12 protein-coding genes are annotated in these 13,811 nt (G+C 33.5%); 6 read left to right on the forward strand and 6 right to left on the reverse strand.

Going from position 1 to position 13,811, the window contains the following annotated elements:
* The first annotated feature begins 10 nt into the window (after positions 1–10).
* From KCG49_RS12140 to KCG49_RS12165, 6 genes are all read left to right on the forward strand, one after another.
* Positions 11–2,437, forward strand: coding sequence for an ABC transporter permease (locus tag KCG49_RS12140; RefSeq protein WP_218546836.1), 2,427 nt, complete (start codon positions 11–13; stop codon positions 2,435–2,437).
* A 38-nt stretch (positions 2,438–2,475) separates the two neighbouring features.
* Positions 2,476–4,878 (forward strand): ABC transporter permease, encoded by a 2,403-nt coding sequence (locus KCG49_RS12145; RefSeq protein ID WP_218546837.1) that lies wholly within the window; start codon positions 2,476–2,478, stop codon positions 4,876–4,878.
* A gap of 22 nt (positions 4,879–4,900) precedes the next feature.
* The gene (locus tag KCG49_RS12150; protein ID WP_218546838.1) at positions 4,901–7,345 is read left to right on the forward strand and encodes an ABC transporter permease; all 2,445 of its coding nucleotides are present in this window, start codon (positions 4,901–4,903) and stop codon (positions 7,343–7,345) included.
* A gap of 195 nt (positions 7,346–7,540) precedes the next feature.
* Positions 7,541–8,218: an ABC transporter ATP-binding protein gene (locus KCG49_RS12155; protein WP_218546839.1), complete on the forward strand. Its 678-nt coding sequence runs from the start codon at positions 7,541–7,543 to the stop codon at positions 8,216–8,218.
* A 10-nt stretch (positions 8,219–8,228) separates the two neighbouring features.
* Positions 8,229–9,650 (forward strand): TolC family protein, encoded by a 1,422-nt coding sequence (locus tag KCG49_RS12160; RefSeq protein ID WP_256259986.1) that lies wholly within the window; start codon positions 8,229–8,231, stop codon positions 9,648–9,650.
* Positions 9,651–9,798: 148 nt separating this feature from the next.
* Positions 9,799–10,287, forward strand: coding sequence for a hypothetical protein (locus KCG49_RS12165; RefSeq protein WP_218546841.1), 489 nt, complete (start codon positions 9,799–9,801; stop codon positions 10,285–10,287).
* Positions 10,288–10,423: 136 nt separating this feature from the next.
* Here the strand turns inward: KCG49_RS12165 and KCG49_RS12170 are convergent, their stop codons facing one another.
* The 6 genes from KCG49_RS12170 to KCG49_RS12195 all read right to left on the reverse strand — a co-directional run bounded on the left by KCG49_RS12170 (position 10,424) and on the right by KCG49_RS12195 (position 13,788).
* On the reverse strand, positions 10,424–10,666 hold the full coding sequence (locus KCG49_RS12170) for a DUF7672 family protein (RefSeq protein ID WP_218546843.1): 243 nt from the start codon (positions 10,664–10,666) through the stop codon (positions 10,424–10,426).
* 7 nt (positions 10,667–10,673) lie between these two features.
* Entirely contained in the window at positions 10,674–11,633 is a 960-nt protein-coding gene (locus KCG49_RS12175; RefSeq protein ID WP_218546844.1) for an aldo/keto reductase, read from the reverse strand.
* The gene (locus tag KCG49_RS12180) at positions 11,606–11,863 is read right to left on the reverse strand and encodes a glutaredoxin family protein (protein ID WP_218546847.1); all 258 of its coding nucleotides are present in this window, start codon (positions 11,861–11,863) and stop codon (positions 11,606–11,608) included. Before KCG49_RS12180 ends, KCG49_RS12175 begins: the two co-directional genes overlap by 28 nt.
* 69 nt (positions 11,864–11,932) lie before the next feature.
* Entirely contained in the window at positions 11,933–12,478 is a 546-nt protein-coding gene (gene msrA, locus KCG49_RS12185; RefSeq protein WP_218546849.1) for a peptide-methionine (S)-S-oxide reductase MsrA, read from the reverse strand.
* Positions 12,478–12,930: a peptide-methionine (R)-S-oxide reductase MsrB gene (gene msrB, locus KCG49_RS12190; protein WP_218546850.1), complete on the reverse strand. Its 453-nt coding sequence runs from the start codon at positions 12,928–12,930 to the stop codon at positions 12,478–12,480. The genes msrA and msrB overlap by 1 nt, the downstream gene beginning before the upstream one ends.
* A 180-nt stretch (positions 12,931–13,110) precedes the next feature.
* Positions 13,111–13,788 carry a hypothetical protein gene (locus KCG49_RS12195; RefSeq protein ID WP_218546852.1) on the reverse strand — a complete coding sequence of 226 codons (678 nt, stop codon included), beginning with the start codon at positions 13,786–13,788 and terminating at the stop codon, positions 13,111–13,113.
* Between the last annotated feature and the right edge of the window lie 23 nt (positions 13,789–13,811).

Genomic DNA, 13,811 nt, shown 5'->3' on the forward strand with positions numbered 1-13,811 from the left:
CTAGGTAACCATGATTAAAAATTATTTCAAAATTGCATTAAGAAATCTTATCAGAAACAAAGGACTCACTTTGATTAATCTTATAGGCTTGGCTACAGGTTTTGCGATCACATTACTTATTCTGCAGTACACAAAATTTGAAAAAGGTTATGAGAGTACACATCCAAATGCAGATAGAGTGGTTAGGCTTACTTTAAATTATCTAACAGGAAATACGGTGACAACCCAAGATTGTGAGGTGTATCCTGCAGTTGGTCCTCGTATAACAGATGAAGTGCCAGATGTTGAAACTTTTGCACGCGTATATTCTATTGGTGAGCCTAGTACGCCCATACAAGTTGAAAATCGACAATTTCTGATGGAGAATCTCTATGCTGTAGATGCTGATTTCTTTAAGATGTTTAATTATAAGTTGATTTATGGTAGTGAAAAAGATCTCTTTAAGAAACCAAATGAAGCGGTAATCACCGAGTCGGTAGCGTTAAAATATTTTAATCGTACAGATGTTGTTGGAGAAGTTTTAAAGTCACCAGGAGGTGGAGGATATATCCTCTACAATATTGTTGGTGTAACCCATGATAGTCCACTGAATACGCACCTTAAATTCGATATGCTAATTTCTTATCCTACCATGCTTTCAGATCCTGCAATGTTACAGCGTCATGGTGAAATAAAAGATAATTGGGAAAACAATAATACTTATATGTATGTGCTCTTGGAGGAAGGTGCAAACTTCAACAGTTTCACCTCAGCTTTAAAGGATTTTAACAAACGAATAATTGATGAAAAAAAGATAAAGAGTGAAGAGGTTATTGGACAAAAAATTACTGATGTTCACCTATATTCTAAGAAAACCTTTGAGCCTGAGACTAATGGAGATGCAGATTCAGTATTTTTTCTTTTAGCAGTTGTTGTACTGATTATATTAAGTGCTTTCGTTAATTATGTTAACCTTACGACATCACAAGCTCTAGACAGGGCAAAAGAAGTTGGTGTTAAAAAAGTACTGGGATCAACTAAAGTACAATTAAGAATTCAGTTTTTAGTAGAGTCTTTGATTATGAACGTTTTGGCAGCCATACTCACTGTATTTATTATTTTACTTGTAAAATCAGAATTTATAAATATATCTGGATTACCTGAAAGCTTTACATTTATTGGTAATTTGTCTTTTTGGTTACCTTTAATTGTCTTTGTGGTTATCGGAGGTTTGCTTTCTGGATTATATCCAGCCTTTGTTCTGTCTTCATTTAGGCCATCATCTATTTTAAAGGGTGATTATTCACATTCTTTGAAAGGTGTACTTTTACGCAAAGGACTGGTTGTTTTTCAGTTTGCCATAACAATTATTTTACTCATTCAGACTTTTACCGTAAATGAGCAAATCGACTTTTTACGCAATTTGGATAGAGGTGTTAACGTAGATCAAAATATTGTAATAGAAGCACCGATAAAAAATGCAACCAAGAATTATTCGGCTTTTAAGCAGAGTTTATTGGCAAGCTCTAATGTAAAAGCAGTATCGTTATCACATTCTGTACCCGGGCAGTCTACGAGTGTCCTATCTACTACAGCGGATATAAGAATTACGGGTACTACACCAGATAAATACCATAATTTCTATCTCACATTTATAGATAACGATTACACATCTTTGCTAGGGATAGAAATGTTGGCGGGTACCAATTTTGATGAAGCATCAACAGCAGATAAACGGCAAGTCATTGTCAACGAGGAAGCCCTAAAACGATGGAACATAATTGAACCTAAAAACGCTATAGGTAAAAAAATAGCATTTTGGGGAGGCGAATGGCTAATAAAAGGTGTGGTTAAAAGCTACCATCAGCAGTCACCAAAACAGCCTTTATTGCCAATGATTCATATTTACAGTAATACATTTAGAAGTTTGGCCACGGTACAGTTTACGGGTGGTTTGCCAAGTGATAATCTGGCTGAGGTTAAGGAAAAGTTTAATAGTGTTTATCCTGGTGCGGCATTCTCTTACTTTTTTATGGATCAAGAATATGATAAACAGTTTAAAGCAGAAGATCGTTTTAAAAATGTATTTATGATTCTCACCGTATTTTCTATACTAATTGCATGTTTGGGGCTACTTGGGCTCGCTTCCTTTTCAGTTGCTAAAAGGCGAAAAGAGATTGGGGTTAGAAAGGTGGTTGGTGCCAGCAGTACAGCTATCTTAATACTACTTTCAAAAGACTTTATTAAAACTGTAATGATTTCTGTAATTATAAGTGTGCCCATAACGTATTTATTGGTTCAAAATTGGTTAGAAAATTTTGCCTATAAAATCGATTTACATATCTGGTTGTTTACGCTTCCTATTCTTATTGTATTCTCTCTAGTGCTTTTTTCAATTGGTGTTAAAACCTTAAAAATTGCAAGATCAAACCCAATACATAGTTTAAGGACTGAATAGAACATCAATCGAAAAATAATCAAAGAAACCACATAGCAATGATTAAGAATTATTTCAAAATAGCATTGAGAAGCTTAAAAAAGAATAAGCTTTATACAGGTATTAATATTTTTGGCTTATCCATTGGTTTATCAGCATGTGTACTTATTTCTTTATACATTTCAAGCGAGCTGACTTACGATTCGTTTCATAAAAATTCAGATAGAATTGTTAGGGCAACTATGGAATATAAACTATCTGGTGAGGTAAACACTGCGGCAGTTACAGGTACTAAGGTCGGACCAGAATTAACAAGGAAAATTCCAGGAATTGATGATTATGTGAGAACCTACATAAGTTCTGGTACTGTTAAGAATGGAGACAAGGTTTTTGCTGAAGATAGAATTCTGTTTGCGGATCCTTCGTTTTTCAAAATGTTTTCATTCAATCTGCTACAAGGTGATGCTTCTAGTGTGCTAGATGCCTCTAATAAAATTGTGCTTACAGAATCGATGGCAAAAAAGTATTTCGGAACAGATAATCCCATTGGTAAAATCATACATGCTTTTGACGAAGACTTTGTGGTGTCTGGTGTCTGTAAGGACACTCCAAAAAACTCACAGATAAAGTTTGATTTCGTAACACAATTCCTCAACTTAAACAATAATGTTAAGCGAGAGCAATGGTGGTCAGCCAATTGGATTACGTATTTTTTGCTAAAAAAATCTGTAGATATAAATGATATAGAAGAACAGATTGATGAATATATGTTGACAGATCTAGTTAAAAAGGAAGCTAGGTTGGATGACGGTGATTATTTAAAGTTTCATCTAGAGCCACTTTTAGATGTGCATTTAAAGTCAGATTTAGCAGGTTTTGAACCCAATGGAAATATAACGTACATCTATGTATTCATTATTATAACTGTACTTATCTTACTCATTGCCATTGCTAATTATACAAATTTGGCAACAGCACAATCGACTACACGAAGTGGCGAAATTGGTGTAAGAAAGGTAATGGGAGCTACTAAAAAGCAAGTTTTTTTTCAATTTATAAGCGAAGCAACAACAGTTACTATTATTTCTACATTGATAGCACTAGGTATAAGTATTCTATTGATACCGTATTTTAATGCTATTACAGGGCAGTCTTTTACGAGATTAGAACTTATACAACCATTGCCGATACTGCTATTGCTTATATTTTGTGTTGTTGTTAGCGCATTGGCAGGTTTGTATCCAGCATTGGTACTTTCAAATGCAAAAGTAATTTCTATTTTAAAAAACGGATTTGGCTCAACAAATAGAAATGGCTCATTAAAAAAGGCCTTAATTGTTGGGCAGTTTGCTATTTCGGTGTTCCTCATCATTTTCACATTGATTATTGTGCAGCAGATGGATTATGTGCAGAGTAAGGATTTGGGTTATAACAAGGATCATGTTATTGTATTGCCTATTAGAGGTGATATGCTCAATAATTTTCAATCTTTAAAAGAAGCATTTCAGCAGGTTGAAAGTGTTACGTCAGTAACAGCTTCATATGAAACACCGGAATTTGTAGAATGGTCTGATGGTATTGTTGCCGTAGATGAAAATGGTGAACATGATGTGTCTGTAAAAGCTATGCCCGTTGATTTGGATTTTGTAAAGACAATGGGTATGAAATTGGTAGCAGGACGTGATTTCATTCAAACCGATTTTGCCTTAATGGATACGATCAATTCAGATAATAGAGATTACAGAGAGCCCTATTTAATTAATGAAACATTAGCAAAACGTATAGGGTGGAAACCAGATGAAGCGATTGGGAGAACAATTTCAAAACGTGTCGACGGACCAGTATTTGGAGTTGTTGAAGATTTTCACTTTAGTAGTTTACATGAACCCATAGGGCCATTATTGATTTTTTTAGGTAGAAACTATTCGAGAAACTTCATGGTCAGGATAGCTGGTGATGATATACAAGGTACGCTACATCGTATAGAGAGTGCTTGGTCAGAGCGTGTATCTGCGATACCTTTTGATTATCATTTTTTAGATGAAGACTATAATGCACTCTATGAATCCGAAAGACGGAGCTCAATACTTTTTACTGTAGCTGCAGGTCTATCCGTTTTATTAGCTTGTTTGGGTTTATTTGGTTTGGTGGCTTTCAGTGTTGTTCAACGTACTAAAGAAATAGGCATACGAAAAGTACTTGGTGCAAACCTTGGTAATATTATGTTGCTTATAAGTAAGAATTTTTTAGTTCTAGTAATAATTGCCGTAGTTATTGCTTCTCCATTTGCATATTGGGTGTCTAAAAACTGGCTTCAGAACTTTACGTATAGAATAGAACCACAATTTTACATTTTTATAATAGCAGGTATTCTAACTGTTGTGATAACACTTGTAACAGTAAGTTACCATTCATTAAGAGCAGCGATTGCCAATCCTGTAGAATCGTTACGAACAGAGTAATTGTTAATAAAAACATTTAGTTATGATTAAAAATTATTTCAAAATAGCATGGAGAAATATTGTGAAGCACAAGGTGTTTTCTTTTATAAATGTTATTGGTCTAACCATAGGTTTAAGTGCTTCGTTTGTCATAGGTCTTATGATTTATTACGACTATACGTTTGATAATTTTCATAAGGACGGCGACCGTATCTATAGAATTGTAACAGATTTTAAGGAGTCTGAAGGAGAGTTTTATAATTCAGGTGTTACACTGGCTTTAAAAGGGGCAATCGAAGAGAATTCTAATTTTGAAGCTACAAGCGAGTTTTACAGGGAGCGGCCAATGAAGGTTGAAAATAGAGCGAGTGATTTAGAATTTAAATTACCCAAATTTGTAATTTTTGCTGACCAAGATTATTTTAAAATTTTTGACTATAAGTTTATTGCTGGTGATAATGTTAAGGCACTTCATAATCCTAATGAAGTTATATTAACTAAAGAACGTGCTTTAAAATATTTTCCTAATACAGAAGTTTCGGAAATTATTGGCAAAACTTTAGTTTATAATGATTCTGTAAATACAAAGGTCACTGGAATTGTTGAGAATTTTAAGGGTAGAACAGATATTGTATTTCAGGAATTTATCTCGTATCCAACTCTGCTTCAAACGCGGTTAAGAGAAAATATTATTAAGAAAAATTGGAATAATACCAACTCTAATTCCCAGTTGTTTGTCAAGCTAAAGGCCAATGCAGACTTGGCATCTATAAAAAGTAGATTTAAAGAATTAGCAACAGAACACGCAGATGAACAGGATATAAAATATGGGCAAGAGCGCATATTTCAATTACAACCTTTAGAAGATATTCACTTTAATGAAAATTATGGTATTTATGACTGGACAAATGGACAGGCCAGCAAATCATTGTTGCAAAACCTTGTCTTTGTAGCTCTATTTTTATTGTTGTTGGGTTGTATTAATTTTATAAATCTCAATACGGCTCAAGCAACCCAGCGTGCCAAAGAAATAGGAATAAGAAAGACCTTGGGTAGTACCAGAAAACAGTTGATGGGGCAGTTTATGGGCGAAACGTTTTTATTGGTTATAATTTCTGCTGTATTATCACTTTTGCTTTCGAGATGGCTAATTACTGTGTTTTCAGACTTTGTGCCTGCTGGTTTAAGTTTTGAGTTGTTTAAAGCGCCAATAGTGGTTGTTGGAGTTATTATTTTGTTAGTTTTAGTTACAATTTTATCAGGTTTTTATCCTGCTATAGTATTGTCGAAATTCAATACGGTTTCTGTATTAAAAAATCACCTTGGAGTAGGGGACAAAAAGGTAGGTCTAAGAAAATTTTTAACTGTGTTTCAATTCACTATAGCACAAGTTTTTATTATTGCCACACTTTTAGTGGGAAAGCAGATTAACTATTTATTAAGTAAGGATATGGGTTTTAAAACCGATGCTATTGTCTCTGTTTATAAGCCTATTGAAGAGGGCAGCTTAGAAAAGATTGAATTATATGCTGAGAAATTGACTTCAATTCCAGAAATAAAAAGTATAAGCTTAGGCGGTCCACCACCTGCATCACAAAGTAGCAATATTACAGACATGAGACGTATGATTGATGATGAGGAAATCTACGGAGATATGCAATTACTTGCTGGTGATACCAAATATTTAGACCTTTTTGAAATAGAACTTCTTGCTGGTCGTGTTTATAGAAATGATACTGTAAGGGAATTGGTTATCAACGAAGCGGCAAGAAAATACTTTAGGTTTAAATCACCCGAAGATGCCATTGGTAAAACCTTGCTTTATGAAAAAGAATACTTGCCTATAGTAGGTGTAACGGGTGATTTTCACCAGAGTTCCTTAAGATCTGATATTAGACCAATGACATTACGTGGAGATTGGTACAGAGGTATGTGGACATACTTTCAGGCTACGCATATCTCACTTAAAAGTGACTCACCAGAAAATCTAAAAAATAGTTTGGCAAAAATCGAAAATGTATATAAAGACGTTTATCCTGAAAGTGATATGAGACTCGAATTTGTTGATGAGGCTGTAGAGAGATTTTACAAAAGAGAAAAGAAAATCTCCAAACTTCTAAATTGGTCCACTGGCTTATCAATCTTAATTAGCTGTTTAGGCTTACTTGGTTTGGTCATTTACACAACTAATAGACGTGTAAAAGAAATAGGAGTAAGAAAAGTACTGGGTGCTTCACTATTACAAATCAATACTTTGTTATGTAAAGAATTCTTGATTCTTGTTGCTATTGCTTTTATAGTAGCATCACCAATCGCATGGTATGGTATTAATAATTGGCTTCAGGATTTTGCTTATAAAACTAATATTAGTTTTTGGGTATTTCTAAACAGTGGGTGTGCAATGATATTGTTTGCGCTCATAGTAATTAGTGCTAAGACCTTACAGGCTGCAAATGCCAATCCCGTAGATTCATTACGTTCAGAATAAGTTGAGATTTGATGTGTTCGATTACGAACAAATAGTGTATCAAAAACGAACACTTTTAGTTTTTGAAATATTAATAAACCATTGATTTATAATTGTTTATAATTTTGGCATCATCTTCACTATATAAAAAGTTAATAAGATGAGTTTCAATCGTTAATCTGTGCTGAACATGGTTCGGTATTTCAATAAAAAAACATGGCAAATACATTATTAAGTTTAAACGAGGCAACAAGAACTGTAAATTCGGGAAACAACAAAGTAACCCTATTGGATAATATCAACCTACAGGTTAAAGAGGGAGAGTTTATTTCGCTTATGGGGCCATCAGGTTCTGGGAAATCTACCTTGCTGAATTGTATAGGAATGCTAGATGGTTTTACTGGAGGTGGTTATACGTTTTTGGGAGAACCTGTCCATAGCATGAAGGAGAAAAACAGGTCTAAACTATATAAAGAGTATATAGGATTTGTGTTTCAAGCTTACCACCTTATAGATGAACTAACGGTTTGGGAAAATATTGAAACACCATTATTATATAAAAATGTAAAATCTTCAGAACGTAAGGGTTTGGTTGCTGATATGTTAGACCGTTTCAATATTGTAGGTAAAAAAGATTTATTTCCAGTTCAATTAAGTGGCGGACAACAACAATTGGTAGGAATAGCCAGAGCACTGATAGGGAAGCCAAAATTGATATTGGCGGACGAGCCCACAGGTAATCTTAACTCCAAGCAAAGTACAGAAATCATGGAATTATTTTCACAATTAAATAAAGAGGGAGTAACCATTATTCAAGCCACACATTCTGAGAGGAATGCTTCTTACGGATCACGAATTATCAATTTATTGGACGGAAAAATAGTCTCAGAATAACAAAGCAATCATGAAGCATAATCACATCATATTTGTTCTCGTCATTTTGATGGGTCTAGCAGCTTACACTCAAGATTTAGGCCAAAAAAGTTACTCATTAGATGAATGCATATCAATTGCATTAGAAAACAATCTCAATTTACAATCGGTCAATCTAAGGGCAAACTCCGCTAAAGTTAATCATCAGCAATCAAAAGCTAATATGTTGCCCAGTATCAACGGAAATTTTAATATAGGTGTCAACGATGGTAGAAGTATCGATCCATTTACCAATGATTTTATCAACCAAGAACTCACGTTTTCTAATATGGGGCTGAGTTTGGATATGACAATTTTCAATGGATTTAGATTGTTGAATGAAGCAAAACAAAATCGCTTAAATAGAGAAGCTTCTGAATTGGAAAAAGAAGCAGAGCAGCAAGACTTAGTGTTGAATGTTACTTTAGCTTACCTTCAAGTATTGAATAGTAAAGCTGTTTTAGATTTAACGAAGCAACGTTATGAAGCTACAAAACAGCAATTAAAAATTCAAGAAGATTTTTATAAAAACGAATCAGGAAATCCAGCAGATTATGCAGACATTTTAGGGCAAATTGCCAGTGATGAAACCAGCATTTTAGTTTCGGAATCTAATTTAAATAATGCCAGATTAAGTCTCGTGAGATTATTGAACATTCCTCATAATATTACAATAGATGTTGAGTCCACATTGTTAGATTTTGAAAAATATAGCTTATCTGCAGATGAGGTATATACACAATCGTTGCAAAATCTAGCCACATTTAAAGCAAACGAATTACGCATCAAAGCTGCAGAAAAAGGAATTAGTATTGCCAAATCTCAATTTACTCCTGAAGTTTCTGTTTTTGCGGGCATAAATACAAATTATTCTAGTGCGGCAGAACTCTTTAATTCAACAGGTACAGATATTGTGGATACAGGTGATTTTGTAACCATTAATGGACAGGATTTACCGGTAATGACAGAGGAAACCAGTTTTGAAAGCCAATCCATTAGCTATCAAGATCAGTTAGATAATAATTTAAATACTGTACTAGGCATAGAGGTTAGAGTGCCACTTTTCAACGGTTTTAGAGCCAAAAATAACGTGGCTCTAGAAAAAATTAGAGTAGAGGAGTCCATTTTAGAATTAGAGCGTACTCATTTGGATATTAAAAATGCAATAGCTCAAGTTCATTTCGATATGGAAGCCGTTTATAACCGTTATCAGAGTTTGCTTAAACAGGTTGAAGCTTATGAAGAATCCTACCGTATTAATGAAGTACGATTCAATAACGGAATTTCTAATTTTTTAAATTATGTGACCAGTAAAAACAATTTAGACAATGCCAAGGTTAACCTCGCCAATGCTAAATACGAATACTTGCTCCGTGTTAGAGTTTTGGATTATTATAGAGGAAAAACACTTTAGATTTTACAATAAAAAGAATTAAATCCCGTATTTCTAATCTTTTTGTTAAATTCGTGCGGTACTAATAAAAGTACAAATCAAATTGTAAACTATAGCTTAAATATACATTCATAACTTTGAGTGTTAAAGCGAATTTAATTAAATGAACATGAAAAAACTAAAACTTAACCTATTAGCATTACTTGTAATTATTGGAGTTGGAATGTCGTCTTGTAGCTCAGATGATGATCCTAGTGGCTCTCAAGAACCAGAAACTTTTATTAGGTTCTCTGTTGATGGTGTTGACTTTGCGTATGAAGACAATATCGCTACGGTAGAATCAAATAATATAACTATCAATGGTCAAAACGGATTGTCAGAGGATGATGATTACTCTTTTATGAGTATTTGGTTTCCTTTAGGTTTTACCACCGGAACTTATGATTTTTCTGGTGATTTTTTCCAAGAAGGAGATTATAAGTTGAATGCCGAAATTAATTCACTAGATGTTGATGATTGGGCAACCTCAGGAAGTGTAAATATTACTTCAATTGGTTCAGAGTTTATTAGAGGAACTTTCACTGCAACAGTGCCTAGTGATGATGGCGGAACGATAACCATAGAAAATGGTGAGTTTAAAGCCTATACAATAGACTAAAAACAAGAGATAAGCTTCTATTTTAATAGAACATAAACAAATATAAAAGCTGCAACATTTAAGTTTGCGGCTTTTTTGTTTTTGGCAATTAAGTTTAAAGCTATCGAAATTTAAAGGTGAATAGCTTTTTAGTTTACTAATTTAAAATTAAATGGTGGATTTTATCACCAATCCAATAGCCATAACCCAGGACTAAAGGATAGCCAATAAACAGCCATAGATAATCTATAATGGATAGTTTACTAAAAGCTGAAGTACCACTAGAAGTCAGTAAGTTAATAAAATCGTACCAAGATTTAATTCCTAATTTTATCACTACTGCGTTTGCCAAAATAGCGATAACCAGAATGGCTAAACCAATAATATATAGTCGTATCATGTTATTTTTAATTCCACTCTAAGTTACTTCTTTCTTGCCAATAGTTTTGAGGTAATACTGCAAATGACTTTAATTGATATATTTCGTCAGCATGTAATTCAAAGCCCATGGCCATTATATTTTGTTTTAAATGATCAGTTAGGGATGCGCCGCTTAAAACTATAGTGGGCTTTAGCGCATCCATTACAAAACGTAATGCAATTGCATCAATTCCAACATTATATTTAGTGGCTAAAGCTTCTAAGTAATCATAAATGTTTTGGTAATTTTTAAATTGGCCATTTCTAAAAACTCTACCGTTGGCCAAGGCTTCTTTGATGATTACAGCCTTATTTTTAGATAATAACTGCTTTAAGACCTTATAACAAGATTGTTCAAAAATATTGAAAGTAACTTGATAACTATCAAATAAATCTTTACCATCAAAAGCTACTTTACGCGCTTCTTCAATAATTTTTATTTGCTCAGTTCCGCTTGAAGTAATTCCAATTTTTAATTGATGTTTCTGTTTTAATTCAAACAATCTAGAAAGAACTCCAGTATTTGTTAAAACACCACTTTCTAGTGTAGCCGAATGAATTTGATAGGTGTCTAGGCTTGGGATAAAAGCTCTAGAAATTGCCCATTGCTCATTTAGTTTTGATAAAGAATGTTCTTTAATTTCGTGCTTTCCTTTAAATCCTATTTCCCAATTGGCAACATAAGTATAACCAAACTTTGTAGATAGACTAACATCTTTATGGTTTCTAGAGTTGTTCCATTCTAACAAAAATTGTTCACCTAAACCATAGGAGGGAGCTACATCAAAATCTCTGATACCTAAATTATAAGCTTCGTCCAAAACTTTGAATGCATTGTTCTTAAATGCATTAATGGATTTATCAATATTAGTGTTTGACCTAATATTGATATAATCTGGTCTGCCTATTGCGGCCAAGCCTAAACCAATTTTAGTTTCTGAAGCCATTTTTCTAATTCTTTATTTGATGGATTTCTTAGTATTCTATTTCCGATTGTAATAGTAGGAAAATTAAGTCTTCCATTGCCGTATAAGCTTCTTAGTTCATTAGCGAAGTTATCATTTTCTTCAACATCAAGAAATATAAAATCCAATCCTTTTTCGCTAAAAAAAGTTTGATAATATCGTGTTTTATGGCAGCGTTGCGCTCCATATAGTTTTATTGTGGGATGTGCCATTTACTAATGACTTTTCTTTTAAATAAACTCAAAGCAACTTTAATAGATTGCTTTGAGTAATATTAATACTTATACATGCTTTAGTTTGTCTGAGTGTAGCTTTCGCAGTTTTGCTAGTTTAGGGTCAATTACAAAATTACAGTATCCATAATCCGGATTGTTTTTGTAAAAGTCCTGATGCTCTTTTTCGGCCTCATAAAATGTTACAGCTTCAGAGACTTCAGTTACTATAGGGTTTTCGTAGTACTGTGCTAGTTCTTTAATTACGATGTTTGCTATTTCCCCTTGCTTATCATTGTGATAATAAATCACCGAACGGTATTGCGTGCCACGATCCGCACCTTGTCTGTTTAAAGTTGTAGGGTCGTGTGTTGTCATAAATATAACAAGAATATCTTCGTAAGAAATCACATTGGCATCAAAGGTAATTTGAACCACTTCAGCATGACCTGTTAAACCTGAGCAAATCTCTCTATAAGTAGGTCGGCCAGGAACGTTACCTCCCGAATAACCAGAAACAACAGTTTCCACACCTTTAACTTCTTGAAACACGGCTTCGGTACACCAAAAGCAACCACCTCCAACGGTAGCAATTTGTATATTTTTAGTAGTCATTAGTCTGTCTCCTTCTCTAAAGTCATTGATTCTGAATTGATACAATAGCGCAAACCACTTGGTTCTGGGCCGTCAGGAAATATATGTCCCAAATGGGCATCGCAAGTATTGCACATCACTTCTACGCGTACCATGCCAAAAGACGAATCTTTTTCATATTTAATAGCGTTTTCTTTAATGGGCTGTGTAAAGCTTGGCCAGCCCGTACCAGAACTGAATTTTATTGTAGAATCAAACAAAGGTGTATTACAACATATGCAGTTGTACTTACCTTCATCGTAAATACTACAAAGTGCGCCACTATGGGCACGTTCAGTACCTTTTTGTCTTGTAATTCTAAATTGCTCCAGAGTTAGCTGAGCGCTCCACTCAGCTTCGGTTTTTTCAACCCGTCTGTCTGGAGTTGGGTTTCCGTTTACGGAGAAATTGATAACATCTTTCCAAGTTAGCATACTTAGGTTTCCTTTCTTTTTTAGTTAATAATATGCTTTTATAAAGATAAGGATATAGTCGTTGTGTTTTTAATTTTCTTACGGATTTAAGTACTAAACAGAGATAGAAAATCCGCGAGAACTTTCGTAAATAGGCTATAATTAGCAATGAATTTCATACAGATTTTAAGTTAGCCGTAATTATTTTTCATTTGCTTTTACAAATTCAGATATAATTGAATCGTTATTCATTCGAGCATTTTCGATAGATTCCATTCCATTAAAATCAAGATAATAACCTCCATAAACTAAGTGGTTTTTGATATTAATTAAATTATAGACATAAACTACTATATAATTATGGTCATCTGAAAAAGGTTTTATTAGATTAATTGCTGAATATGTTTTCGGTATTTTACTATATTCTTCAAGTAAATATGGTTTGTCAGCAGCAATAAGTGTTGAGTCAGAATATACTTTATTAATAGCATCCTCAATTTCAATTTCTCTTACTGACGTTTTGTTAATTTGAATGTCAAAAATCTTTTTTAAATCAGTATTCTTGATTTTTCGTTTTTGCTCTTTGTCTAGTATAAAAAACAAACAATAATCGGTAAAGTCAATGTGATCTAGACTGTCTTTTCTTTTTGCGGTTTCATTATTCAGATAGACACCAATAATTGTAGTACCATTGTTTGAGTTTTCGTCAAATCGTTTTTTGACCAGCTCGTCAGAATAGAGTTCATTCCAATTATTTAATTCAGGTAATTCGATATGAATTCTTTCCGTTTCATTTAATTCCGTTGTAATATTAGAATTTGTGGAAGTGTCTTTGCAACTTATTACTGCTAGAAATAAAATTATTAAAACTTTTCTCAATGATCTTGTTTAATTATGGCTAA

The organism is Winogradskyella luteola, assembly GCF_019203985.1.
Classification (GTDB): Bacteria; Bacteroidota; Bacteroidia; order Flavobacteriales; family Flavobacteriaceae; genus Winogradskyella; species Winogradskyella luteola.